Here is a 25,963-nt window from a genome sequence, read left to right on the forward strand (position 1 = left end):
GAAAGGAAGCAGTTGGAAAAACAACACTTAATAAGCTGTAAAATAATCAGAGTAGTGGAAATGCAGGAAATTAAATGACGTTTATCCAACTAATCACCTCAGACGCTCAAAAACGTCCCCAATAAGATACGTTTATCCAACTGCTGATTGCGGAGTCAGAGCCCACTGCCGGTTCGCCCGCATTCCAGAAATAACAAGACAATTCCACACGATCATGATATGCTATTATCACTTACCGACAGACAGTCGGTCGGTAAATAAGTGCTTGATACAGGCGGAGTACTGCAGAACACCACAGATTGCACCAACGCACTACGTTCCGGCGCCAACGCCCTACGTTCCGGCGCCAACGCACTACGTCCCGGCACCAACGCACTAACGTTTCATCAACACACTCACTATGTTCCAGCAACGACTAACTACGTTTCAACACACACCAACTACGTTTCGACTAATTACAGCTACACTACAAGGAGAATGGACGATGAGAATTGTAAAAGAAGCGGAAGCCCGCAGAAATGAAATTCTGGATGCAGCTGAGGAGCTTTTCGGCCAGAAGGGCTTCGACGGGACCAGCACGGGCGATATTCTGGGCAAGGTGGGCATAGCCCGAGGAACGCTGTATTATCACTTCAAATCGAAGGAGGATATTATGGATGCGCTGATCGAACGGACGAATGTCAATATTCTCGGGGCGGCGCAGCATATCGCTAATGATCAGAGCATCCCCGTAATCGACAGGATTCTCCGGGTGGTCATGGCGCTGAATATAAACAGTGGAAGCGGCGGCGGCACGGAAATAATGGAGCATATTCACAAGCCGCAGAATGCGCTTATGCATCAGAAGATTCAAAAGGCGATCATCAGCGGCGTTCCGCCGATTCTGGCTCCTATCATCAGCGAGGGCATCCGGCAGGGATTGTTCAATACACAGTATCCGTATGAATGTATGGAGATGGTGGTGATTTATGCGAACACCATTTTTGACAATGATATGTTTGAGTTGACGGATGACCAGCGAATGTCGCGCATCCTGGCATTTATCGCCAACCTGGAAAGACTGCTCGGGGCCGAGAGCGGAAGTCTGATGAGTGTGATGCAGATATTCGGCAGCGCGGAGGGAGCGGAAGGGGGTTCAGGCGATGCGTAGAGCAGATACAGGATTCGGCAGATTTCTGTTTCTGTGGTCAGGTCAGCTAATCTCAGCGGTTGGCAGCGGGCTTACCTCGTTCGGGCTGGGCATTTATATCCTGCAGCAGACCGGGCAGGCATCGGCGATGGCTCTGGTTACGCTGCTGGCGTTCATGCCCTCGCTGCTGCTGAGTCCGGTCGCGGGCGTGCTAGCGGACCGCTATGACCGCAGGCTGCTGATGGTGCTGGGCGACAGTCTCTCTGCCACAGGACTGATCTATATTCTGGTCTGCCTGCTTAGCGGGGAAGCACAGCTCTGGCAGGTCTGCGTGGGAGTGACCGTTAGCTCGGTATTCTCCTCGCTGCTTGATCCGGCCTACAAGGCTACCGTTACTGATCTGCTCACCGAGGAGCAGTACACGAAGGCAAGCGGTTTCGTTCAGATCGCCGGGTCGGCCAAATATCTGATCTCACCCGTCATTGCCGGGCTGCTGCTCGCCGTGTCGGATGTGAAGCTGTTGCTGATCATCGACATCTGCACCTTTGCCATTACGGTTCCGACAACGCTTGCTGTACGCAGCGGACTGGCTTCCAAGAAGGCGGAGCAGGCGCAGGCTTTTATCCGTGAATTCAAAGAAGGCTGGAGAGCCGTTTCCGGTAAGCGGGGAGTGCTTGTCCTTGTGATTATGACCTCAGTCATGACCTTCTTCATCGGGTTCATTGAGACATTGTCGATGCCGATGATTCTGGCGTTCTCCAGCAGTACTGTCTTGGGGACGCTGGAGACCGTTATGGCTTCGGGGATGCTTGTGTCGAGTGTGATTATAGGGATGCTGCGGCTACAGAAGAATTTTGTCACCATGCTGTCGGTGTCGCTGTTTGCCTCAGGACTCAGTATTGCGGCGTTCGGACTGCGTGAGAATATTGTGCTGATTGGAGTTGCCGGATTCCTGTTCTTCGCCATGCTGCCCTTCACGAACACGGCCCTCGATTATCTGGTCCGCACCAATATTGACAATTCCGTGCAGGGCAGAGCCTGGTCACTGATTGGACTGCTCTCCCAGCTTGGATTTGTTGTGGCCTATATGCTGGCGGGAGTGCTGGCAGATTACGTATTTACGCCACTCCTGGTGACAGGCGGGTTGCTTGCGGACAGTGTCGGCAGAATAATCGGCACCGGCAGCGGCCGGGGAATGGGATTCCTCATTATCATCGCCGGGCTGCTGTTAAGCGCCGCTTCCGTAATAATCTATCAGCTTAAGTCTATAAGAAGCCTGGAGAGCAGAGGTGAAGTATGTACTACCGAATAATCCGGAACGATATCCGCAAAAGCAAAGCAACCACATTAACTACGATGTTATTCGTCGCTGCCGCAGCAATGCTTGTCTCGCTGTCGGCTATCCTGATCGTTAATCTGACGGGGGCAATTGATAATCTCATGACACAGGCCAAGACGCCGCATTTCCTGCAGATGCATTCAGGGCAGCTGGATAAGACGCGATTGTCAGCATTTGCGGAGCAGAACCGCAAGGTTGAAGAATTTCAGGTACTCGATTTCCTCAATGTGGAAAATGCGCAGATTGTTATCGACGGCCAATCGCTGGCAGACAGCGTTCAGGATAATGGCTTCAGCACGCAAAGCGGGGCCTTTGATTATCTGCTGGATCTGGACGGGAAGGTGATTACGGTACAGGACGGCGAGATTTATGTTCCGGTCACCTACATGAAGGATGGCTCCGCGAAGGCCGGAAGTTCCGTGAGGGTTGGGGACAAAAGCTTCAGCGTAGCGGGGTTCCTGCGGGATTCCCAGATGAATTCGCTGCTCGCCTCGTCGAAGAGATTCCTCATCAGCCCGGGGGATTATGCGGAGATTCAGCATTCCGGCAGCACAGAGTATCTGATTGAATTCAGACTCAAGGATTTATCCACGCTTGGAGCCTTCGAGACAGAATATACCGCAGCGGGGCTTGAAGGCAACGGCCCGGTGATCACCTATCCCTTGTTCAGGGTGCTGAATGCGATCTCTGACGGGCTGATGATTGCCGTTATCCTGATGGCGAGCGTGCTTGTCGTTATTATCGCCTTCCTGTGTATCCGGTTTACCCTTCTGGCGACCATGGAGAGCGATTACCGCGAGATTGGTGTCATGAAGGCGATCGGCTTACGTGTCTCTGATCTCAAAAGGTTATATCTGGCGAAATACGCAGCCGTTGCCGCTCTGGGAAGTATTCTCGGATTGGCGTTGTCGTTCGTCTTCAAGGGCCTGCTGCTTGACAATATCAGGCTATACATGGGCGAAAGCGGGAATCCAGCACTTGCCTTGGCCTGTGGAATCCTTGGCGTACTGCTCGTATTCCTTACGATTGTTGCTTATGTGAACCGGGTGCTGAAGCGTTTCCACTGGATCTCTGCGGTAGAGGCCATCCGCTTCGGCACAGCGCAGGAGAAGCCTGCGGGCTCCGGGAGGCTGACCCTGAGCGGCAACCGGCTGCTGAACACGAATGTCTATCTTGGCCTGAAGGACGTCTTATCCAGGAAGGGTCTATACGCAACGATGCTTGCTGTTCTCGTAATCTCTTCCTTCATTATGATTGTTCCCCAGAATCTCTACACTACGATATCCTCCCCGAGCTTCATTACCTATATGGGCATCGGAGACAGTGATCTGCGCCTGGATATCCAGCAGACCGGCAATATTGAGGAGAAGACGACAGCTATTGCGCGGGTGATGGAGAGCGATGTGATGATCTTCCGCCATGCGGTGCTTACCACCCGGGCGCTTAAGGTGAAGCTGGACGATGGAACCGAGGAGCGGCTGAAGGTGGAGTTCGGCGATCATTCTATTTTCCCGGTAGCCTATTCGGAAGGGCGGAGACCGGAAGCAGCGAATGAAATCGCGCTCTCCGCCGTGAATGCCAAGGAGCTGCGAACCAAGCCCGGTGACTCGCTTACACTTCTGGTTGACGGAGAACCCAGAGCGCTTGCCGTAAGCGGAATCTATTCGGATGTGACCAATGGCGGAAAAACGGCCAAGGCCGTATTCCCCGTGAATTCAGCGGAGGTGATGTGGTCCGTTATCTATGCCGAGCTGGCAGATTCATCGCTGGTCAGCAGCAAAGTAACCGAATATGCCGAACTGTTCAATTATGCCAAAGTATCAGGAATTGATGAATATGTGACGCAGACCTTCGGCTCTACCATAAGTTCAGTAGGCAAGGCTGCATGGGCGTCCATGGCGCTGATGCTGCTGATCAATGTGCTGATTACGCTGCTGTTTATGCGTATGCTGGTGGCCAAGGACCGGTATTCCATTGCCGTCATGAAATCCCTTGGCTTCCGGAATTCGGAGCTGACGGCGCAGTATTACGCGCGTTCGGTAGTCGTGCTCATCATCGGGGTTGTTCTGGGCACCCTGCTGGCGAATACCCTGGGGCAGCTTCTGGCAGGAGCAGTTATCTCTTCGTTCGGCGCTTCGTCGTTCAAGTTCGTGGTGGACCCGCTCTCAGCATATGTGCTGTGTCCGCTGATCATGACAGGCTCCGTATTCATTGCCACGATTATCGGCACATCGGGAATCGGACGAATCCAAATATCCGGGAACATTAAGGAGTAGATCATGCAGATGAAGAAGATCATTTCGGGTGAAAATATTATCAAACAATACGGCACCGGCGGGGAGCAGCGCAAGGTGCTGGACGGGGTATCCGTCGATATTCACGAAGGCGAATTCGTGTCGGTGATGGGACCTTCAGGCTCAGGGAAGTCCACACTGATGTTCGCCCTAAGCGGTATGGACCGGATAGATGAGGGCCTTGTTACTTTTGAGGGCAAGGATTTGGCATCACTGGAGGACGATGAGCTTGCCGATCTCCGCCGGACGGGAATGGGCTTCGTATTTCAGCAGCCGACGCTGATGAAGAATCTGAACATCCTGGATAATATCATTCTGCCGTCTATGCGCGGCAACCGGCGTAAGGCCGCAGAGATTACCGGGCAAGCCAGACAGCTTATGCAGAAGGTGGGGATCGCGGAGCTGGCGAATCGGGATATCACGCAGGCTTCGGGCGGGCAGCTTCAGCGGGCCGGTATCTGCCGGGCGCTGATGAGCAGCCCGCGGATTATTTTTGGGGATGAGCCGACCGGCGCACTGAACCTGAAGGCTGCCCAGGAGATCATGGAGCTGCTGGCTGAAATCAATGAAGAAGGTACAGCGGTCATGCTGGTCACCCATGATGCCGTCATTGCGGCGAAGACGGAGCGGATTATGTTCATGTGTGACGGCAGAATTGTCGATGAACTGCGTCTTCCGAGATTTAGCGGCCAAGACATAGAGGAGCGGATGAACAGAGTCATTGCAAAAATGCGGGAGATTGGGATTTAATTACAATGAACGATTGGCACGTGCTATTCGTAATATAGTTATTTGCTAACACCAAGGAAGAGGTGAGAGGGAATGCTAAGAATTCAACATTTTACGAAGAGCTATAAGGGCGGCCGCAAGGCAGTGGATGACCTCAGTCTGGTAGTCGAGCCGGGCGACATCTATGGCTTCATCGGGCATAACGGAGCGGGGAAAACCACGACCATCCGCGCTGTGGTAGGCGTACTCGATTTTGAAGAAGGGGAGATTGAAATTGACGGCATCTCTGTGAAGGCAGATCCGCTGGCTTGCAAGGCGAAGCTTGCTTATATTCCGGATAACCCCGATCTGTACGATCATCTTACGGGTATTCAATACCTGAATTTCATCGGTGATCTCTTTCACGTCTCCAAGGCGGACCGGGAGCGGCTCATCGGCAAATACAGTGATGATTTTCAGATTACGGCTAATCTGGGCGATATGATCTCCTCATATTCCCACGGCATGAAGCAGAAGCTCGCTATCATCTCTGCGCTCATTCATGAGCCGAAGCTTTTGGTGCTGGACGAACCCTTCGTGGGCCTTGATCCCAAAGCAGCACATACGCTGAAGACGCTCATGACGGACTTGTGCAGCAAGGGCAGCGCCATCTTCTTCTCCACGCATGTGCTGGATACCGCAGAGAAGCTCTGCAACAAGATCGCTATCATTAAGGACGGACGGCTGATTACCCACGGCAAAACCGAAGTGGTACGGGGCGAGCACAGCCTGGAGGACGTATTCATGGAGCTGATCGACAATGATTAATATCTGGAGGTTAACAAAGCTGCAGCTATTGTCCTCCTTCGGCCTCAATAAAGCGCTGCATACGAAAGACCCTGCGGAGAGACGGAAGGCGCTGCTGCTCAGTATCGCGATGATCGCCGGTATACTCATGATAGGATTCGTGTCTTACGGCTACAGCCGCATGATGGCGAAGACGTTTGAACAGCTCGGGCGGCTGGATCTGCTGCTGGCGGTGATGATGACGGTCACTTCGCTGGTCGGATTCTTCACTACGGTCTATAAGGCAAGCGGGGTATTGTTCAGCTATAAGGACTACGATATGATCATGTCGCTTCCCGTGAAGACCAGCCATGTGGTGGCGAGCCGTGTGCTTCAGCTCTATGTGATGAACCTGTTCTTCACGCTGCTGGTCATGCTTCCGGCGGGGGCTGTATATGCGCAGCTTGTGAAGCCGGGTGTACTGTTTTATCTGTTTTTTCTAATGACACTCTTATTCATCAGCTTACTGCCGATTATAGCGGCTACGATTGTGGGCTCCTTGATCAGCTGGGTCTCTTCCCGGTTCAGGGCGAGCCGGATGCTCAGCATCATCTTCACGTTTATCTTCATTATTGCCCTCATGCTGGGCTCATTTATGCTTAACGGAGAGGAGCAGCAGCTTACGGATGTTGGAGAGGGCTTGGGTAAAATGATCTTCAAGCTGTATCCGCTGGCGTCCGTCTATGTTGATGCAGTCTGTTCGTACCGGGTTCCTGCATTAATTCTCTTCATCGCTGTCTCTGTACTGGCCTTTGTACTCTTCTCCACCGTGCTGGCAACCCGGTACAAAGCCATTCATACGGGACTGATGACCAGCCGTGCAGGCCGCAAGTACACCATGAAGCCCTTGCAGGAGAGCTCTGTGTTCAAGGCCTTGTATCTCAAAGAGCTGCGCCGCTACTTCAGCTCCGCCAATTATGTGCTGAACACAGGCGTTGGTATGGTTCTGCTCTTATTAATGTCGGTTTCATTATTGTTCGTCAGCTCAGAGAAGCTCGGGACGATCCTTGCCATTCCGCAGTTGTCAGAATATTTGAATACGTTCAGCCCGCTTGTGGTGTCCTTGTTCGTCATACTGAGCTGCACCACATCAAGCTCAATTTCGCTGGAAGGGAATCATCTGTGGATATTGACAAGCTCCCCCGTCTCCAAGCAGGCGATCATCCTCAGCAAGGTTGCCGTGAATCTCACCATTACCTTGCCGGTGATAGCCGTAAGCTCGGTGCTGTTTGTTGTTACGCTGGAGACCGGATGGACCGAAAGTCTGCTCCTGCTTGTGATCCCTGTAATCTATGCCTGTTATTCAGCCATGCTGGGCGTGATTGTGAACCTGAAGCTGCCCAAGCTGGAATGGACCAGTGAAGTTGCAGTCATCAAGCAGAGCGCAGCGGTGCTGGTCTCCATGGTTATCGGAGTCCTCACGCTGGCCGTTCCCGTCATGCTATTCATGCTTATTGAACATCTGAACGGCGATCTTCTTATGCTGATATACGGTGTTATTATAGCAGCGGTATGCGCCGGCATGTACAGATATATACAGACCCGAGGGGAGCGGTTATTTGCGCGGCTGTAATCCTAACAGCCACTACTAGAGATAGAAGTCTGATCTATTTGTAACGTCCGATCTTTAATTTTACCTTCTTAAGCAAAGGTGCAGCTATGGCTCTTGCCTTCCGGGCACCCTCATTTAGGATGTCATCAATTTGCTCTGGCGCAACCATCAATTTATTATATTTTTTACGCGGCTCCTCCAGGTAAGCATTTACCACCTGGAACAGTTCTTGTTTGGCATCTCCCCAACTGATACCGTTTAAATATCTGTTCCTGAAATCCTGTACTTGGGCAGGAGTCGCAAACTCTTTGTACAGTAAGTAAATATTTGAGGTATCCGGGTTTTTTGGTGCTTGTGGAGGCGTTGAGTCTGTTTTAATTTTGTTAATGAGCTTCTTCAAGTGTTCTGCTGGTTCAAACAGCGGAATCGTATTATTATAGCTTTTGCTCATTTTTCTTCCGTCCAGACCCGGAATAACTGCTGTTTTCTCATCGACAATATAGTCAGGCAGCTTGAAGGTATCTCCATAAATCCGGTTAAAGCCTTCGGCGATATCTCTGGCGATCTCCACATGCTGTATCTGGTCTTTACCGACAGGGACCTTGTCTGATTGAAACAGAAGAATATCCGCAGCCATCAGAATCGGATAGGTGTAGAGGCCCATATTGACCCCGGTATCTGAATCCAAGCCTAATTGTTCATTTTTGTCATGAATGGATTTGTAGGCATGGGCGCGGTTCATTAGGCCTTTGGAGGTTAGGCATGACAAGATCCAGCTAAGCTCGAAGATTTCCGGCACATCGGATTGTCTATAAAAAATTACCCGGTCCGGGTCGAGTCCTAAAGCCAACCATGTAGCTGCAATGCTGTAAGACAAAGTATTGAACTCATCTCTATCCTGAATGAAGGTTAATCCATGGTAGTCTGCGATGAAGTAAAGAGAGGTGCAATCACTGGTCCCGGCAATTTGCAGCGCGGGTTTGATCGCTCCGATGTAGTTCCCCAGATGGACTTTGCCTGTAGGCTTAATTCCTGTTAACACAATTTCATTACTCATTTTATCCCTCCGTCTATGTAATCAAAAAGGGGTCCTCTCATCCTGAAAAGGACGAGAGAACCCCGTGGTACCACCTTAATTAGCCCGAAATTAAATCGGACCCGCTTAAACGTATCGAAATATCACTGGATATCTGAATACGCGTCTCTTGTAACGACGAGACTTTCGCCAAAGCCTACTTCCTAAGGTTCGGTTTGGATGCTCAGAAGTCCACTTCGGCATAGTCCCTACACTGATTCGCACCATCCATCAGCTCTCTGAAGTATTCGTTATGCGTACTCTCTTCGTCATTGCAAAGTTGTATAATATTGTATTACTGTATTTTTACAACACATTCGTGCGAAAGTCAATTTTATATTATATAGGTTTATGAGATTACCCCTTGAACTTGACGCGGCGTCAAGTGGTACGATAGCTATGAGATCGAAGAGAGGAGGTAGAAATGAACAGGACTGTTGTTACCATACAGCAATTGTCAGAGCAAATGGGGCTGACGAGCCGCACCTTGCGGCACTGGGAAGCAGAAGGACTATTTCATAGCGGCAGAGATTCATCGTCGGGTTGGCGCACATACGAGGAGGATGCGCTTCAATGTATCAGGATCACGGCTCTGCTGCGGAGAATGGATATTCCGATCAAAGAAATACAGCCTGTCGTGGAGAGAAAATCAGTATTTGAACTCATACGGGTCATTGAGAACAGGATAGCGGCTCTACAGGTGCACCAAAAAGGCTTGAAACGGGTTGAACAGCAATTACTTCAGACCCTTGAATACCTGAACATTACCAATAAGAGGACCTCTGTCCTGGAGGAACTGCTTAACGAAATGGAGAATGTATTTATGAGTAATGTAACCGAGCGGTCAACATTCAAAGTGATTACACTGCCTGCGATGAGGGTTGCCTATCATATCGTGGTAGACGTTTCTCCTGAAGACAAAGCGATGGGACCTTTAATGGACTGGCTGAAGTCTGCGACTCTCTTGGGTACGGCGCGGTTGTTCGGCGGGAATATGAAGCCCATGCCAAGTAGTACAGGTAAGCCCTATGGTTATGGAATGTGTGCGACAATTCCTGAGGGGGTCGTTGTACCGGAGCCATTCCAGGAGATGCTGCTGCCCGGCGGACTCTATGCCAAGCTTGACAGCGATGAAGACATTGGCGGCTCTTGGAACAACCTGATGAATCAATTATCACACAGTAAGAAATACACTTCGGACCCTACCCGGCTTTGCCTGGAAGAGCATATCCGCAATGATCATCCAGAGAACAGCGGCAATCTGTATGATTTGAACCTGCTGGAGCCAGTGAAGGCGAAATAAGTGGACAGGCGGGCTTCTGAGTTAGTGAAGTACCGCCTTTTTGCGTCCAAAACTTACATGCAATATGTCATGGTGGAATTGTGTGATTAAATATAATATTTGTAAGTGAAATCAAAGAAGATATGGAGGGCGCATGGATATTGAATTTAAGAAAGTAAGTAGCTTAGAGCGGGGAATACTGGTTGAGCTATTGAAAGATGCCTATTCCTTTGATACCAGGTATGAGCATAGCTGCATTACGGATTGGCAGGCGTTTGACAGCTTTTTCTTTGAGCATCTGCAAATTGCGGATAAGTATGGCTTTATAACAACGCTTAACGGTAAGGCCATTGGCTTTGTTTCGTGGGACCCGAGGAATATGCCCCGATATGTGGAAATTGGTCACAATTGCATTGCTTCAGCATACAAGGGCAAAGGTTACAGTACGATGCAGCTTCAAGAAGCGGTCAATAGAATCCTCGAGAATGATGTGCAGCAAATTATTGTTACCACGAATGATGATCTGATCCCTGCCCGACGGATGTATGAGAGCATCGGATTTACTCTATCGCATAGAAGACAGAATAATCATATTGCAGGACTTGCTGGTGAACACTTGGATTATGTATATTTTCGATGAATTTGGAGGTGCATACAATGGGGATTTCAACGGTTACGTTAAGTAAAGCGACAGTGGAGGATGCGGCGGTTATTCATGCCATGCAGCTTCAGGCCTTCCTGCCGCTCTTGGAGAAATATCAGGATTATGAAACAAGCCCGGCCAATGAGACTGTGGAGAGGGTGGTGGAACGGATCAATCAGCCTACTGTAGATTATTACATCATCCGGTATGCCGGTATCGCAGCAGGTAGTATTAGAGTCAAAAAGAAAGAAGAGCATGAATATTGGCTCGGGCAAATATTTATCCTGCCAGAACATCAAGGCCAAGGTATCGCCCAGCAGGTGTTCGCTCAGATTGAGCAAATCTATGCTGATGCTACAGTCTGGGGGCTGGCTACTATCATGCAAGAAGAGAGGAACTGCTACTTGTATGAGAAGCTGGGCTACAGGAGAACGGGTGAGATGCAAGTGATCAACGACAGGCTGACCTTGTGCTATTACGAGAAAAAGGTTATTTAAAGTTAACGCTGTAGATTATAGCAACGAAATACTGCATAAATTGCAACTCTGGTTCGGAGACACAGGCGTATTCAGGAGGATTGTTGTATGAAAAGCAGGATTTATCCTGCTCAGTGGCTTGGTGAAGGCGGAAAGCTGACTTTTGTACAACAATTGTTGATCTTGGACGTTACAATGAGGAGAATGTTGCAATATGTGCAGGATTGTTTCAGTCCCCGGCCGAAAATAGCTTCACCACGTTCACTAATTCCCCTAAATCATCAATTACAGCATCAGCTTCAGTAATAGCTTCCCGTGGATCATTTCGTTTCCAAATCGCCTTCATCCCAACGTTACGGCTTGCCCGTATATCGTTATCAGGATGATCTCCTACAAAGAGAGCATTCTCAGCAGAGACTCCAAGTTTAGTTAATGCACGCATGAAAATCGCGGGGTCAGGCTTCCGCAGCCCTTCCCATTCTGATATCAGCACCTCATCGAATAGATGCGCGATATGTAATGCCTTGAAATTATCATATTGAAATTGCCCGTAACCGTTGGAGACTAGTGCCAGCTTAATATCTTGTTTCTTCAAAGTGGTAAGCATATTCAGCAAATTCGGAAAACCTGTACAATGCTTGTGGAAATTGCTTATGTAATCCTCTAAAAGCGCCGTCCAGTCCAAATTTTGAATGGAGAACTCATGGATGAGCTGTTGATATACTTGATCCTTCCATACGGAACCATGATTATCGAGCTCAATGAACCGTTCAATAAACGCTTCTTCATTAACAATCTGCAACGGGGAGTAGCGATGGTATTGCTCTCTGGCAAACATTAATAGTGACGAGTCACGGTCTAGCAGTGTTCCATCCAGATCAAAAAGAACCGCTTGGATTATCATTTGAATCACTCCTCTTGAACTGAACCTTCGTCATACATAAACAGTATTCCTGCAAGGCAGGGGGCACAATATGCGTGGGGAGTAAATTGATTAGCATAATGAGCATAAAAAATCGACGAATGTGCCATCCCTTGTCCTAGGGGGAAAATGGCTTGTTCGTCGATAGAACTTCGTTCATTTCCCTCTACGGCCAGCAACGCGCTGAATTTTTACATCATCTGGTTCTAACTTAAAAGCCACCAGCCATGGCTGGAGTTTGATTGGTTATAAGAGAAGAATATCCATTTCCAGTATATGCATATACAATTCCTTTAGCTGAATAATTACCATATCCATAAGTATTAATTTCAGTTGCTACGTGTGCGTAGGTTGGGAAATCATTATAACTTGCAGTAGAACTGGCTACTAAAGCTCCATCTTTGTATAAAGCCGTTTGTGCACCAATATAACCTGCTGGAACTGCTTCCCATTCAACTTGGTTGTTGATGTACGTTTGACTTTTCATATTATTTGCGGCTGTTCTATCAATCTCACTCCAGGCAGTGTATCGGTAGTATTGCCCGTTTATCAGGTAGGGCCCTATAATTTTAGGAGGACTTACTAAAGGGACCGCCGATGCTATAGTAGCTGTAGAGCCAATCAGAAATCCCGCCATTAACACACCTGTAACTTGCTTGATTTTTTTCGAGAACATAGGATTATTCCTCCTTAGTATCTACGGGTTTAGTTTCGCCTGCCATAAAAGTTCCGATCACCGTTTTGCCGTCTTTTTCGTATAAGGGGATTTGCCTCGGGCCGTTCACTTGTTGCTTGTTCATCAATGCGGTTGCTTCTTCAGGTGTTTTTGGCATGTCGCCATCCAGATCTTTTTTACGGATATAACCTGTAACATCGTCTTCGCCGATCGCCTCAATTAAATCCGGTTTCTCTTCATTTGTACTTGCATGGAATGCCGAACCGTAGGTATCGCCGTTCTCATTTTTCGGATAGACAGTCACAGCTTTGGAGGACTTCTCGGTCAGAGCAATGGTTGATTCTGCTGCAATCGTTCCCAAGAGAATCCCCGCTGTCAAGATACCGCCGGCGATCAGAATCCGTCCTACGAGAATCGGAAAAGCCAGCTTCATTATTCCACCCCTTTCAAGTTAGATTGGCCGTAAATGAATAGCGGACTCGCGAACAACAAAATACATAAAAAGGATTTAATTACAAGTAAAATTTTACCATAAATATTGACAAAAACAAGAACAAATTTTATGGATCTCCACGATGATCAGGAGCAGCTTGAATGGCAGGCGTTTGTGCATGATAATGGGGATGGGATGACGCTTATCCAGAAAAGAGGAGGCACAATTATGATTTCGATTGACCCACAGCACAATACCGAGCGGGACAATTATAAGCTGCTGGTCGGGAGCATTATTCCGCGGCCGATTGCTTTTGTCACCACGCTGGGGGATGAGGAGGTATTGAATGGTGCGCCGTTCAGCTACTTCAATATCGTATCCTCCAACCCGCCGATGATCTCTGTCTCCATCCAACATGCAGCTTCGGGCCAGTCCAAGGATACAGCGCGGAATATTAAGCATACGAAGGAATTCGTGGTTCATATTGTGGATCAGCAGAATGTCGGACAGGTGAATATGACTGCTGCGCCGTTGCCGCCGGATCAGAGTGAGGTTTCTCTAGCCGGACTGACGCCTGTGGATAGCCTGCACATTGGCGTACCGGGGATTAAGGAAGCGAAGGTGCGGATGGAATGTGTGTTGGAGCATTGCCTGGAGCTGCCTAATAATGATCTGATTATCGGCAGGATCGTGCAGTTTCATATTGATGAAAAGATCTACGAACAGGGAAGAATTGATCCGGTACAATTAGGGGCGGTAAGCAGATTGGCCGGGAATCATTATGCGGGGATCGGGGAGATTTTTGAGATCGAGAGACCGGTATAATAGGACAGGTTATCATCTGAACAACAAAGCCCTGGCGCAAGCGCCAGGGCTAATTATGTACAAAAAATTATTGCATACAAAGAAATAATATGCTAATGTTAGAAGACTGTTGACTATTTTAACAAATTAGATCGGATGTAACGCATCTTATTTATATCTTAATTATAGCAAAGGGACATCCGGTTTGTCAACCCGCCTGTTTGGGACTATTTCAAGAAAGAGGAGTGATCCGGTGATGGAGAAGGTAAGCAGCTGGGAGCAGGAGTTGGAGTGGCTGGAGCAGGTCAAAGAGAAGCTGAAATCGGGGATCGAAAGCCTGGAGCCGGAGGTTGGCCAGCTGAAGGACCAGGCCACGGACATCCGCCGCAGATTCTGGGAAGAGGTTACGGTCAATACGAGTACGGAGGAGGATTTCGAAGAGAGCTTCTTCACGATTACCCAGCAGGACGCCGTCCTGTCTGAACGGGAACGCAGTCATGCGCGGAAGCTGCGGCAATGGAAGAATATGCAGCAGCTGCTGCCGTCGCCTTATTTTGGCCGGATTGATTTTCACGAGGAGGGTCAGAAGGCGGTGGAACAGGTCTATATCGGAGTGTCTTCCTTCATCGAAGAGGATGGTCTGAGCTTCGTGGTCTATGACTGGCGGACCCCCATTGCGAGCCTGTACTACGACTATCCGCCGGGAAAAGCAGCCTTCGACACACCGGGAGGACGGATTAGCGGAACGATGGAACTGAAGCGGCAGTACCAGATCCGTGACGGTCAGCTCCAGCATTTGTTTGATTCGAGCGTTACAATCGGAGATGAACTACTCCAGCAGGTGCTTGGCAAAGGCGCAGATTCACAAATGAAGAGCATTGTAGCTACGATTCAGGCGGAGCAGAACGCGATTATCCGTAACGATACCAGCCGGATGCTTATTGTGCAGGGGGCGGCGGGCAGCGGCAAAACCTCGGCAGCGCTCCAGCGCGTAGCCTATCTGCTGTACAAACACCGGGAGCGGCTTACGGCGGATCAGATTGTATTATTTTCCCCTAACCCGATGTTCAACAGCTATGTGTCTACCGTCCTTCCGGAGCTGGGTGAAGAGAATATGCAGCAGACGACCTTTCAGGAATATCTGGAAACGTGGCTGGGTCAGGATTACCGGATAGAGGATTCGTTCGATCAGATGGAATACGTGCTTACCGCGCAGCAGGAAGAGGGTTATGAAGCCCGTCTCAAGGGGGTCGAATATAAGGCGTCGGAAGCCTTCCTCCGGGCACTTCAGGGTTATGCGCAGTGGCTGAAGCTGGAGGGGATGCTGTTCAAGGACATCTGCTTCCGGGACCGCGTGTTAATCCCGGGGGAGCAGATCAAGAGCAAGCTATACAGCTATGATCGTTCGATTCGTCTGCCTAACCGGATTACGCTGGTGCAGAAATGGCTGCTCGAAGAGCTGACCAGACTGCAAAAGCAGGAGCAGGGAGCCGCCTGGGTAGAGGAAGAGATGAATTACCTTGACAATGACCAATACGCTGAAGTGCACGGTAAGCTCCACAGAGAGAAGGGCGTGTTCGACTTCGCGGAGAAATACCTTCGCCTACAGGAGCTGCTGGTGCATAAGCGGGAGCAGGATGAAGGGGACTTCGATTACGCCGAGCGGGAGGAGGCGCTGCTGGGAGAGATGATCGTGAAGGAGCAGTTCAAACCGCTGAGACGGGGGATCAGGAAGTTCACCTTTATCGACATGGCCGGGCTCTACCGTCAATTGTTCAGTGATGAAACGGCCTACAGGGAAATGACAGGTGAAGCGGAGGTGCCGGAGCTATGGCCGGAGATCTGCGGGCAGACGAAGGATAAGCTGAGCGGGCAGGAACTTTTTTATGAAGATGCGACCCCGTATTTGTATTTAAAAGAATTGATCGAGGGTGTGCGGACGAACACGCAGGTGCGGCATATTTTTGTGGACGAAGGCCAGGATTATTCCATGTTCCAGTATGAGTTCCTCAAAAAGCTGTTTCCGCGTGCCCGCATGACGGTGCTGGGAGACTTCGGCCAGGCGATCTTCACGCAGGCGACGAATCTGTATGGAAGCAGCTCACCGCTGCTACAGCTCTATGGAGAAGAAGAGACTAGCCAGTTCCTGCTGGTCCGCAGCTACCGCTCGACCTACGAGATTGTGGAGTTTACGAAGCGGCTGCTGCCCGGCGGTGAGGCAATTGTGGCTTTTGAGCGGAGGGGCCGGAAGCCGGTGTTGGCTAAGCTGGGCCATCATGAGTTGAAGGCGGGGCGCATCGTGAAAGATCTCGCGGAGCTTCAGGCTGAAGGTTACAGCTCCATCGCTGTGATTACAAAGACGGCTGAGGAGGGTAGAGAAGCTTATGAGATTTTGACTGCCGGAGGGGCTGCCGGGTTGCTTCATATTACCAAGGATACTCCTGCCTTTAAAAAGGGTGTACAGGTGATTCCAGCCTATCTCGCCAAAGGTGTCGAATTCGACGCCGTGTTGATCTACGACGCCTCCCCGCAGACGTACCACAGGGAGAGTGAGCGTAAGCTCTTTTATACGGCTTGTACACGGGCTATGCACCGGCTACAGCTGTATACGGCAGGGGAATGGACGCCGTTTGTGAATGGGGTAGACGGGGAGTTGTATGAGCAGACAGTAGCTACGCTATAGATCTAAGAAGGCCACTCCAATTTAATGGAGGGGTCTTTGCATGTTGAGCCTGGTTCAACTATGAGAACACAGTGAATGCTCTGTGATATTTTTTTCATATCAAAATACTCTTTAAAAGATATTTCACCTATTAATAGTGATTTGTTACGCTTAAATGGCTATTAAAAGGAGGTAAGAAAATGGAATATCGGAAATTGGGAGCAAGCGGCTTATCGGTTAGTGAGATTGCTTTTGGAAACTGGATTACGCATGGTGCGCAAGTGGATAATGACACCGCCAAAGCTTGTGTCCATGCTGCATTGGATGCGGGAATTACTACATTTGACACCGCAGATGTATATTCGGATACGAAGGCGGAGACGGTGCTGGGGCAAGTCTTAGCAGGAGTGCGGCGGGAAAGCATCGAGTTATGTACCAAGGTCTATCAGCCTACAGGAACAGGCCCCAATGACCGGGGGTTATCCCGGAAGCATATCATAGAAGGGTGTAACTCCTCGTTGAAAAGGTTGCAGACGGATTATATAGATGTTTATTATGCCCATAGATTTGACAAGAAGGTATCGCTGGAGGAGACCTTCCTGGCATTCTCAGATCTGGTGCGTCAAGGGAAGGTTCTGTATGTGGGGATCAGCGAATGGACGGCGGAACAGATCACACAAGCTGCGGTTTTGGCCCGGGAGCTGAAGGTACCCCTGGTCGCTAGCCAGCCGCAATATTCGATGTTATGGCGGGTGATCGAAGCGGAGGTTATTACGGCTTCCGAGCGGGAAGGGATCGGGCAGGTCGTCTGGTCACCGCTGGCCCAAGGCATTCTTTCCGGGAAATATCTGCCGAATCAACCTGTTCCGCAGGGGTCCCGTGCTTCGACTTCGGCGGGTTCTCCGTTTTTTGAACGATTGGCTGGGCAGTGGCTGCATACAGAGGTTCTTACGGCGGTATCCCGGCTGTCCTCACTTGCACACGAAGCGGGGCTGACGCTGCCGCAATTGGCCATCGCCTGGGTGCTGCAGAATCCGCAGGTGTCATCTGCAATCATTGGGGCATCCAGACCAGAGCAAGTACAAGAGAATGTTAAGGCTTCAGGGGTGCGTCTTGGACCTGATTTGCTGGGTGAGATCGACAGCGTACTGGAGGGACTGGTTGAACGTGATCCTGCGAAGACCGGCTGAATTACTCTGTTCGCGCACCTTCACCTGAAATTATGTTCTTGTAAAATATCTACAAATGCCGAGATGACGGCCTGATTCGTATCCGTTCTCCAAGCAGCATAGAAGGGGACAGGCGGCACCTTGTCTTCAAACGGTCTGAATACGACTCCGCTGCGCTGGAACACGGAAACCGAAGAAGGGACAATGGAAACCCCTAGGTTCGCTGCTACAAGGTTTACAATGGTATACATTTGTACGGCTTCCTGTACAATTTGAGGGTAAACATCATGCTCTGCGCAAAAGCCCATAATAAGATCATGAAAAGGAAGCCCGTGCTTACGTGGAAAGAAGATAAAAGGCTCGGCACGCAATGCGGAGACGGGCAATGCCGGCAATTCAGCCAATGGATGTTGATCAGGCAATACGGCAACCAGAGTTTCGTTGATCAAGCTGCAATGGTTAATATTCTTGGCCGGCTCAATGAAGCGCATGAATCCAATATGGATGGTACCATCGTGCAACGCCTGCCATTGCTGGGCAGAAGTCATCTCCAGCAGGTTCAGCTGTATTTGAGGGAACCGTTGCCGGAAGATTTTGAGCACATCGACCATGATTCCGCCCTCTGCTGAACCGATGAAAGCAATGTTCAAATGTCCAATGATGCCTTGGCTTGCCAGTCGTACAGTTTGAATAGACCGCTCCAGTTGAGCTAAGATCCGGGTGGCTTCCTCCCAAAAAACAGATCCCGCCGGTGTGAGGCGGACTTGACGTTTGTTCCGTTCAAATAACTTCACACCCAGCTCTTGTTCCAGAGCTTGAATCTGCTGGGTCAACGGTGGCTGTGTCATATTTAATTTCTCTGCGGCACGATGGAAATGAAGCTCTTCCGCAACCGCAATAAAGTATTGTAATTTTCGTATATCCATAGTTGTGGTCCTCATTCCCGGCGAATAAAGATTTGACGACTCGTGAAAGCTGCTGTTACATGAATTTTTATAAGCAGTTCCCCTATTCCTCTTGGCATTATAACATATAAAGGAGAGCTTGGAGGGCAGCAGCCGGGGAGCAGAAATCCCATAAAAATGTGAGCGGTGTCTTATTGACATTGCCATTAAGTTACACTAAACTGTAACCAATACAGTATAGTGTAACTTTTGTTTTTATAAGAAAGGTGAGTACTATGAATACGTACACGGCGAAGCAATTGGCTGAGATGCTGCAGAATGAAGATCCGCAGATGAATCTGCGGACGGTCAGGTATTATACGCAGATTGGAATACTTCCCCCTCTGGAGCTGGCCGGTAACAAGCGGGTCTACACGGATAATCATCTGCATGTTGTGCGCGCCATACTTGTTTTGTCCAAGAGTGGTGAGACGCTGGCCTCAGCGCAAGAGAAGTTGGCGGGCCTGCCGATGGAGGAAGTGGTTAAAATTGGGGAGAATCTGCGGATGTACCATTCGGATCAGCTGCTGCGGAACGAAACGCATGTTGTCAGTGAGGATGTGATTCTCTCGGTTAGTCCGCGCATCTCACCGGTGCTGAAAGAAAAGATGATTGAGACCGTCACCCGGTTACTTCAAGAGGAGGGACACATATGATCCAGGTCCGCTATGCCAAATCTGCCATGGAGAACGAAGAAGGGATGAATCATCTCTGGATTCAGATGGCTCCGCCGGGTCCTGTGCAGAATGCCCGCTTGCAACTCCTTCTTCCGCCAGGACTTCACCGGTCGCGTAATCTGAGTGGTGTAGATGAAGACAGCAGCGGGGTTATAAGCATGGGTAACACGCTGACTGTAACAGATGTATTCATTGAGATCTTCACGCTGGAGCCGGTCCCTTGCGGAGAGCATATCATTCTGGTTGAGCTGTCATACACAGATGCCGATGGAACGGTAACCCGTGTGAAGCAGGAAACCATGTTTAAGGTCGTATCCGAGGAAGAGTCGGCGGAGATTCGTACGGATGATGAAGTGGTGCGCAGAATCAAAGCGCTGCAAGGGGTATGCGGCAGCAGTGAGCAGAGACAGTACAACGAGTACACCCCCGCCAAGCTGATCAGGCTGGACTCCAGCCAGGTGTCGGAATGGGAGAAGAAATACCGCGTCGAAGGGGCCACCCGATAAGGCAAATGTTTCGTTCAAGCCATATTATTGATCCGCGGGCAGGGGAACCTATGAATTATGAGAACGCCGGGGATGTTTTGCCGGAGCGGGAGAGGATGATGGAAATGAAATTGCCATTGTTTATTATCACGGGAGCCAGCGGCGTAGGCAAGACAACGGTTATGCACGAGCTGAGGAAGCTACTGCCTGAATTTGTGCTGTTCAGCACGGATGATGATCATTTCGGAACGACAGGGAAGAAGCTGGAGTATCAGGACCGCTACAATCTGCTGCTGCATGCTGCCCATGCTGTTGCTTTGTCTGGACGAGGGACGGTGATCTGCGGGACTATGATGCCATGGGATGCGGAGAAATGTGATGTTTACGATGCGTTTAGCGAAGTTCACTTTATTAACCTGCATTGTGACGATGCCACCCGAAATGCCCGCCTGCGGGGCCGGGAGGATGCAGCGACCTGGACAGAGGATATGCTCAGGCAGCACGAGGAATTCGCGCAGTGGCTACTTGATCATGCGGAGACGGATTATGATCCGCCGATGCCTACCTTCGACTCGGCTTTTACGCCGCCAGCCCAGTTAGCGGAGCAACTCAAGGAGTACATTACGTTGAAATGGCAGGAGAGTGTCGGGAAGTAGCAGAAGGGTACGGTTGTATGAACGTGAAGCTGGAGAAATGAAGAGCAAGCGGATGAAGAGCTTACGGTTAATGAAGAGCCAACGGGCAAATGAAGAGCAAAGGGTAAATGAAGAGCAAACGGACTAATGAAGAGCAAACGGAAAAATGAAGAGCAAACGGGAAATGAAGAGCCAGCGGAAAAATGAAGAGCCAACGGACAAATACCCGTTGGCTCTTAAAGTAACCGCACCTTATCGCCCCCGATCGCCCCCGAACCTGATATCACACCTCGATGCGGTACCCCAGCCCGCCTTGCCAGTAGGAAATAAGATGATTGGAGTAATTGGATACGCTCAGGAGGAGGGGGAGCTGAATTAGCAGTTGGATTTCCTCCACTTGCTGATGGCCGATTAGGTAGCTGCTACAACAACAGTTGGAAAAATGGCACTTAAATCTGCCCAGTTCACCCACAGTAGCGAAAACTAACTTTATTAGATGCTGTTTTTCCACTTGCTTCCGTATATTCCGGAGAAAGGGGCAAATTAAGATACCTTTTTCCATTTGCTTGTTGCCGGGGTGGGGATGGGGACATGGTGGGGCAGGGAGAGCTGCTCGGGTTCTTCCCGGGTTCTCCCTGCCTGTAATTTGTGTCACCCGATTGGACCGTCACGGGGACCAAGAGATGTCAGTTTTCTGCTCTTAATCCTTCCACTGTTCGCTATCCGGCAGCCGCTTAAGGCTTCATGCTGTTCCACAGCGCCTGGAACGCGCCGGACTCAACCTCGAAGAATACGGGAGCCGTACCGTAACGCACGAGCCCCTGGCCGAATAAGGTCAGCTCCACCCGGGCCTTGTTATCGAGCTCCAAGTAGATAATCTTGCGGTCTTCGCTGTCATAGATGCCTTGCTCTGTCAGCGGTTCTGCTGCCAGCGGCTTCGCAGTCATGAGCGCTGCAAGGAAGCCGTCCCGTGCTGCCCCTTCCGGCAGCGCCAGATATTGCTGCTGGCCGTTATTCCAGCTGCTGAAGCTCTCCCACTTGGCAGAGGCGATGTGGCCTTCGAGATTCAGCTTGCCGAACAGATCGGCGCCGCTGTGAATCGTAATGCCATTCGTGTGTTCGTACAGCTCCGCGAACACCTGGCCGTCAGCCTCCGTATAGGACATTACCATGAACCCGGAATCATAACCCTTGACGGCATAGATATCTGTTTCACCGATGTTCGAGGCCAGCTCGGTATACGCATCCTTACCGCTCCATTCGTCGATTCCGCTGGTCGTCCGGCCCAGCTTCTCGCCGCGAAGTGCGGCGGCATCGGCCGCTTCGATACGGGTCGCGGCTTGCGTATAGATATTGCCTTTGTATACGACAAGGCCGACCATATCTACTGCAACGCCGGTACTCTTATCCGGCAGCTCGATCTTGGGAATGACTATCCCTGCGGAATTGCCCGCAGCAGGCGTGCCTGGATCTACCTGGGCCACCTGACCCGGGGCAGACGTTCCATTCAGCTTCTTCATAATGTCCGGGCCGGCCAGGCCGATTCCGGCAGCAACCAGCAAGCTTGCTGCGAGATAGGCCATTCTACGCGGACGGCGTTTCTGTTCCATTTTATTGACCAGTCCTTGCTTCATCGTTTCATTTGATTTCATAGTATCCACCGCTTTCTTGTATGTTGTCCGAAATTGTTCTTCCTTCACTCCGGTTCCGCTCCTTCCAGCTCCAGTTTTAACAGCTGCCGCCCACGCTGTAGTCTCATCTTCACGGCAGACTCGCTGATTTGCAGAATCCTGCTGATCTCCTGGATGGGGTAATCCTCGTAATAATACAGATGAATCACAGCCTTATACTTCACCGGCAGTGCCAGCACGAGCTGCAGAATAGCCAATTCCTCGGGGTTATCGGACGTTACCGGCTCCACGCCTTCGAGCTTGACCTCGCGCTTGCGCCAGCCTCTGCCCAGCAGATTCTTACAATGGTTGGTAATGACACGGATCAGCCATGCTTTCTGATGTTCGTCATCCTTGAATACTGGAGCTTTCTCCATCAGCTTGATGAAGGTATCCTGAGTAGCTTCTTCGGCATCCTGGCGGCTGCCCAGATGAACCAGGGCAATCCTGTACAGCATTTCAGCATAGACTTCGTAACTTTGTATCACATGATTGCCCGGCCGGGTCATGGGTTGCTGCATGAGGTTATGCCCTCCTTTATCTATAACACCCTTTAGGACGGCATTCGGTCACATTTTGTTTCCGGTAAATTGTAATTGCTGGATTCCTGTTGCCCGGTGCACAAAAAACAAGGGAGGAAGAAGTCCTGAGACTTCCTCCTCCCCTGTGACAGAGGTCATATGAAGCGACTGCACATCCGGTCACTTATCTGTTCAGGCCGTGCTGCGGTTATTCGGGGGTTCCCTGGGTCACCCCATGCACATAAGTCTTCCAAGGGGAATCCAGCGCCCCTTGCCCCGGATTATAGGTGAAGGAGTACTCCACGGTATCGCCTTGCTGTAGGTTATTTACCGCATAGGTATAATTACCGTTACCCGCAGAGGTCATAGCCACGTTCTGCTGACCGCCGTTGTTGATTTTGTAATGCAGGTCGGCGAAGGTAGCGCCGTTCACGTAGAAAAGCAGGTTATTTCCAGTTTTTTTGAGGCCGCGCACCTGATCGCCGATCACAATGACCGCCGGAGACGGTGCGGTCACGGTAATGGTGCTGCTGGCTGTTTTGTTACCGTCTGCTGTTGTAGCCGTTACGGTTGTTGTCCCTGCGGCCAGCCCGGTGACGAGACCGCTCTGGCTTACAGAGGCGGTATTACTGTTCGCAACGCTCCAGGTAACCTGCTTGTTGGTCGCACCGGACGGCGCCACATTGGCAGTCAGTTGGACGTTCTGTCCGGTCTGCACCTGGGCAGTAGCAGGAGTGACGGAGACGCCGCTGACGGAGACGTTGCCCGGATTACCCGGATTGCCGGGATTCCCGCCGCCGCTGCCTTCCTTGTACACCCGTACATAATCTACCAGCATCGTTGCCGGTATATCGGCTGGAGCAGGGGAGAGCCCGCCGTCGAAATGTCCGCCGACCGCCAGATTCATAATCAGGTAGAAAGGCTGGTCGAACGGGGCGTTCGGATTGTTCGGTGCAGCAACGGAATACCACTGCGCTCTGTTGACCTTGAAGAAGAATTTGCCGTCCACATACCACTTGACGTTGTCTGCTTCCCAGACCATGGAATACACATGATAGTCATTGGCAAAAGTCTGGCCCTGCGGGAAATGATATTCACCGGCAATATACTTATTCACAGGCCATTGTCCGCCGAAGTGTACGGCGCCGCTGGTCGTGCCGGGAAGCCGTCCCTTGGCTTCCATAATATCAATTTCACCGGAAGCCGCCCATGCCCCGTAAGCGGCATCTTTCGGCAGCATCCAGAGTGCGGGCCAGATCCCGTTGCCTGTCGGCAGCTTGGCACGGATATCTACTCTGCCGTACTGGAAGGACAGATGATCCTTGGTGTTGATTTTGCCGGAGGAATATTGTGCATACCGGCTGGGGTCCTGCGGGAAGGACTTCGGATCATTCTTGGCTCTAATGTTCAGTTGTCCGTTCTGGACAAATACATTCTCGGTACTATTCGTATAATGCTGCAACTCGTTATTCCCCCAGCCCCAGCTGTTAGGGTCATTCGTAATATAGTAGCCTTGTTCATAATTCCATTTGCCGGTATCGAGCGTGGTCCCGCTGAACTCATCCTGCCAGAGGAGGTTCATGCCGGCGACAGCCGGGTCTGACGGGGTTCCCAGCGTAATATCTTCCTGGTCGCTCTCATCCGGTCGAGGAGCATTCGGATTGCCGGTGAAGGTGTAATAGACATAATTGCTGCCGACATTTCCTCCTTGCTGCCCGTTCAGCGGATAGCCGATGCGGATCTCCATATTTACCTGGATCGGCTGGAACCACAGTCCGTAGACATGATCGGCCCAGTAGCCCCACTGGTTGGCGGCGGACATATTGTTGTAGCCGTTACCGGCGTAGACGAATCCGCTCTGGCCGGAGTTGCTCAGATCCACCCACTGGCCGCCGGTTTTGATCTGATAGACGAATTTGCCAAGCTCGGTGCCAATGGGTGCGCCCCCGTCAATCTTAGGCAGGGGGAAGCCGATGGAGCCGCTGTTATCTGCGGTGTAAGCCGTGCTGTCATAGGCTGTCAGGACATATGAATTACGGACCGGCTGATTGAAGGTGATGGTATAGACGAGACTGGCGGAGGAGGTCTTCGAGGCCAGCTTGACGTTGATGGATTCGGTAACAGTGAACCAGTACCCGCCGCCCCCGTCGGTGAACTGGCCGAAGTTGCTGTCATAGATCCAGCCGCTCGCTGCATTGTTGTCAATGTCAATCCAGGTGCTGCTGCCCACCGGTTTCACGAATACTTTGAGATCATCTGCCACGGCTTCATAAGTTAAGGCCGGATCATTGTTGAAGGTGGGGTAGGTGAAGCCTGCACCGCCCGTAAAGCCTGCTGTAATCTGCGGCCCTTGGGTAGGTGCCATTGCGGAGATCGTGGTTGTGTTCAAATTCTGAAAAGCAAGGGTGTAGTTCAGCGTAACTGCACTATTCGCTTTGGAGTAGAGCTGGATTTCGGTTGTCGCCGAGAGGGTGAACCAGTAGCCGTTCTTCCCGCCGTCGCTCCAGTGCCCCCAGTTCTGGTTGTAGACGTAACCGCCTGCGCTGTCGATGTCTACCCAGTTGCCATTTACTTTCACTTTGACGCCCACATCATCCGACACATCACTCCAGGTGGCCGAGCCACCGTTGAACACAGGCATAACGAAGCCATAGCTCGCTTGCCCGACGCCGGATTTGGAGATTACAGGACCGTCTGCCGCTGAGAAATACGCCATGGAGCTGACCGTTACACCTGCTGCTTCCGCCTTCTGAATTCTCGATGCAGGCAACAGGCCGGTGCCGGCCAGCATCACCATAACCAGGAACACACTGAGTACCTTCTGCATGAATCCGTGATCCCTAAGCTGAAGTCGTTTCATACTTGCCCTCCTTTAATTAAATGGTAGTGAAGGTAACCGCTTACATATGAGAGAACATCTTTATTCTATCGAATCTTATATACCGCTAAAAGGGACAATCCTTTTTGTTATGACCCAATTTTTTGTGTTCTACCGTTTGCTCTGCTGAAAACCCTAGCCTG

Annotated in this window: 23 protein-coding genes and 1 other annotated feature; of the genes, 15 read left to right on the forward strand and 8 right to left on the reverse strand. The window is 50.7% G+C overall.

Going from position 1 to position 25,963, the window contains the following annotated elements; translation table 11 throughout:
* Positions 1-484 precede the first annotated feature (484 nt).
* From KDC22_RS12535 to KDC22_RS12560, 6 genes are all read left to right on the forward strand, one after another.
* Entirely contained in the window at positions 485-1,150 is a 666-nt protein-coding gene (locus KDC22_RS12535) for a TetR/AcrR family transcriptional regulator (RefSeq protein WP_211723252.1), read from the forward strand.
* The gene (locus tag KDC22_RS12540; RefSeq protein WP_211723253.1) at positions 1,143-2,441 is read left to right on the forward strand and encodes an MFS transporter; all 1,299 of its coding nucleotides are present in this window, start codon (positions 1,143-1,145) and stop codon (positions 2,439-2,441) included. The genes KDC22_RS12535 and KDC22_RS12540 overlap by 8 nt, the downstream gene beginning before the upstream one ends.
* Entirely contained in the window at positions 2,426-4,744 is a 2,319-nt protein-coding gene (locus KDC22_RS12545) for an ABC transporter permease (protein ID WP_211723254.1), read from the forward strand. Before KDC22_RS12540 ends, KDC22_RS12545 begins: the two co-directional genes overlap by 16 nt.
* A 9-nt stretch (positions 4,745-4,753) precedes the next feature.
* Positions 4,754-5,512 (forward strand): ABC transporter ATP-binding protein, encoded by a 759-nt coding sequence (locus KDC22_RS12550; protein ID WP_211723255.1) that lies wholly within the window; start codon positions 4,754-4,756, stop codon positions 5,510-5,512.
* 72 nt (positions 5,513-5,584) lie between these two features.
* Positions 5,585-6,298, forward strand: coding sequence for an ABC transporter ATP-binding protein (locus KDC22_RS12555; RefSeq protein ID WP_211723256.1), 714 nt, complete (start codon positions 5,585-5,587; stop codon positions 6,296-6,298).
* On the forward strand, positions 6,291-7,889 hold the full coding sequence (locus KDC22_RS12560) for a hypothetical protein (RefSeq protein WP_211723257.1): 1,599 nt from the start codon (positions 6,291-6,293) through the stop codon (positions 7,887-7,889). The genes KDC22_RS12555 and KDC22_RS12560 overlap by 8 nt, the downstream gene beginning before the upstream one ends.
* 34 nt (positions 7,890-7,923) lie before the next feature.
* Here the strand turns inward: KDC22_RS12560 and KDC22_RS12565 are convergent, their stop codons facing one another.
* Positions 7,924-8,925, reverse strand: a complete 1,002-nt coding sequence (locus KDC22_RS12565; protein WP_211723258.1) for a tryptophan--tRNA ligase — start codon at positions 8,923-8,925, stop codon at positions 7,924-7,926.
* 44 nt (positions 8,926-8,969) lie between these two features.
* Positions 8,970-9,225, reverse strand: a binding site (T-box leader).
* Between the two features lie 142 nt (positions 9,226-9,367).
* Between KDC22_RS12565 and KDC22_RS12570 the strand changes: the two genes are divergently transcribed.
* The 3 genes from KDC22_RS12570 to KDC22_RS12580 all read left to right on the forward strand — a co-directional run bounded on the left by KDC22_RS12570 (position 9,368) and on the right by KDC22_RS12580 (position 11,365).
* The gene (locus tag KDC22_RS12570; protein ID WP_211723259.1) at positions 9,368-10,246 is read left to right on the forward strand and encodes a MerR family transcriptional regulator; all 879 of its coding nucleotides are present in this window, start codon (positions 9,368-9,370) and stop codon (positions 10,244-10,246) included.
* A gap of 133 nt (positions 10,247-10,379) precedes the next feature.
* The gene (locus KDC22_RS12575; protein WP_211723260.1) at positions 10,380-10,865 is read left to right on the forward strand and encodes a GNAT family N-acetyltransferase; all 486 of its coding nucleotides are present in this window, start codon (positions 10,380-10,382) and stop codon (positions 10,863-10,865) included.
* Between the two features lie 17 nt (positions 10,866-10,882).
* Entirely contained in the window at positions 10,883-11,365 is a 483-nt protein-coding gene (locus KDC22_RS12580; protein WP_211723261.1) for a GNAT family N-acetyltransferase, read from the forward strand.
* Positions 11,366-11,573: 208 nt separating this feature from the next.
* Here KDC22_RS12580 and KDC22_RS12585 read toward each other — a convergent pair whose 3' ends face one another.
* The 3 genes from KDC22_RS12585 to KDC22_RS12595 all read right to left on the reverse strand — a co-directional run bounded on the left by KDC22_RS12585 (position 11,574) and on the right by KDC22_RS12595 (position 13,375).
* Positions 11,574-12,248: an HAD family hydrolase gene (locus KDC22_RS12585; protein WP_211723262.1), complete on the reverse strand. Its 675-nt coding sequence runs from the start codon at positions 12,246-12,248 to the stop codon at positions 11,574-11,576.
* Between the two features lie 229 nt (positions 12,249-12,477).
* Positions 12,478-12,942: a hypothetical protein gene (locus KDC22_RS12590; RefSeq protein ID WP_211723263.1), complete on the reverse strand. Its 465-nt coding sequence runs from the start codon at positions 12,940-12,942 to the stop codon at positions 12,478-12,480.
* Positions 12,943-12,946: 4 nt separating this feature from the next.
* A complete protein-coding gene (locus tag KDC22_RS12595; protein ID WP_211723264.1) occupies positions 12,947-13,375 on the reverse strand; it encodes a peptidase M56 BlaR1 in 429 nt (142 codons plus the stop codon).
* A gap of 228 nt (positions 13,376-13,603) precedes the next feature.
* Here KDC22_RS12595 and KDC22_RS12600 point away from each other — a divergent pair, with 228 nt between their 5' ends.
* The 3 genes from KDC22_RS12600 (at position 13,604) to KDC22_RS12610 (ending at position 18,031) form a co-directional block, all read left to right on the forward strand.
* Positions 13,604-14,200, forward strand: a complete 597-nt coding sequence (locus KDC22_RS12600) for a flavin reductase family protein (RefSeq protein ID WP_211723265.1) — start codon at positions 13,604-13,606, stop codon at positions 14,198-14,200.
* A gap of 235 nt (positions 14,201-14,435) precedes the next feature.
* Positions 14,436-16,862, forward strand: coding sequence for an RNA polymerase recycling motor HelD (helD, locus tag KDC22_RS12605; protein ID WP_211723266.1), 2,427 nt, complete (start codon positions 14,436-14,438; stop codon positions 16,860-16,862).
* Positions 16,863-17,041: 179 nt separating this feature from the next.
* Entirely contained in the window at positions 17,042-18,031 is a 990-nt protein-coding gene (locus KDC22_RS12610) for an aldo/keto reductase family protein (protein WP_211723267.1), read from the forward strand.
* Between the two features lie 20 nt (positions 18,032-18,051).
* Here KDC22_RS12610 and KDC22_RS12615 read toward each other — a convergent pair whose 3' ends face one another.
* On the reverse strand, positions 18,052-18,936 hold the full coding sequence (locus tag KDC22_RS12615) for a LysR substrate-binding domain-containing protein (protein ID WP_211723268.1): 885 nt from the start codon (positions 18,934-18,936) through the stop codon (positions 18,052-18,054).
* 254 nt (positions 18,937-19,190) lie between these two features.
* Between KDC22_RS12615 and KDC22_RS12620 the strand changes: the two genes are divergently transcribed.
* The 3 genes from KDC22_RS12620 to KDC22_RS12630 are packed head-to-tail and all read left to right on the forward strand — an operon-like array spanning position 19,191 to position 20,772.
* Complete coding sequence (locus KDC22_RS12620) at positions 19,191-19,610, forward strand: MerR family transcriptional regulator (RefSeq protein WP_211723269.1); 420 nt, start codon at positions 19,191-19,193, stop codon at positions 19,608-19,610.
* The gene (locus KDC22_RS12625; RefSeq protein WP_211723270.1) at positions 19,607-20,137 is read left to right on the forward strand and encodes a hypothetical protein; all 531 of its coding nucleotides are present in this window, start codon (positions 19,607-19,609) and stop codon (positions 20,135-20,137) included. The genes KDC22_RS12620 and KDC22_RS12625 overlap by 4 nt, the downstream gene beginning before the upstream one ends.
* A 50-nt stretch (positions 20,138-20,187) precedes the next feature.
* A complete protein-coding gene (locus KDC22_RS12630; protein WP_246553534.1) occupies positions 20,188-20,772 on the forward strand; it encodes a P-loop nucleotide/nucleoside kinase family protein in 585 nt (194 codons plus the stop codon).
* Positions 20,773-21,485: 713 nt separating this feature from the next.
* On the opposite strand, the gene KDC22_RS12635 is transcribed toward KDC22_RS12630, so the two are convergent.
* From KDC22_RS12635 to KDC22_RS12645, 3 genes are all read right to left on the reverse strand, one after another.
* Entirely contained in the window at positions 21,486-22,403 is a 918-nt protein-coding gene (locus KDC22_RS12635; RefSeq protein WP_246553535.1) for a hypothetical protein, read from the reverse strand.
* Positions 22,404-22,447: 44 nt separating this feature from the next.
* Positions 22,448-22,942: an RNA polymerase sigma factor gene (locus KDC22_RS12640; RefSeq protein WP_173140031.1), complete on the reverse strand. Its 495-nt coding sequence runs from the start codon at positions 22,940-22,942 to the stop codon at positions 22,448-22,450.
* A 208-nt stretch (positions 22,943-23,150) separates the two neighbouring features.
* Positions 23,151-25,802, reverse strand: a complete 2,652-nt coding sequence (locus KDC22_RS12645) for a family 16 glycosylhydrolase (protein ID WP_211723272.1) — start codon at positions 25,800-25,802, stop codon at positions 23,151-23,153.
* Positions 25,803-25,963 lie beyond the last annotated feature (161 nt).

The sequence above is a fragment of the Paenibacillus tritici genome, from assembly GCF_018207515.1.
Classification (GTDB): domain Bacteria; phylum Bacillota; class Bacilli; order Paenibacillales; family Paenibacillaceae; genus Paenibacillus_AQ; species Paenibacillus_AQ tritici.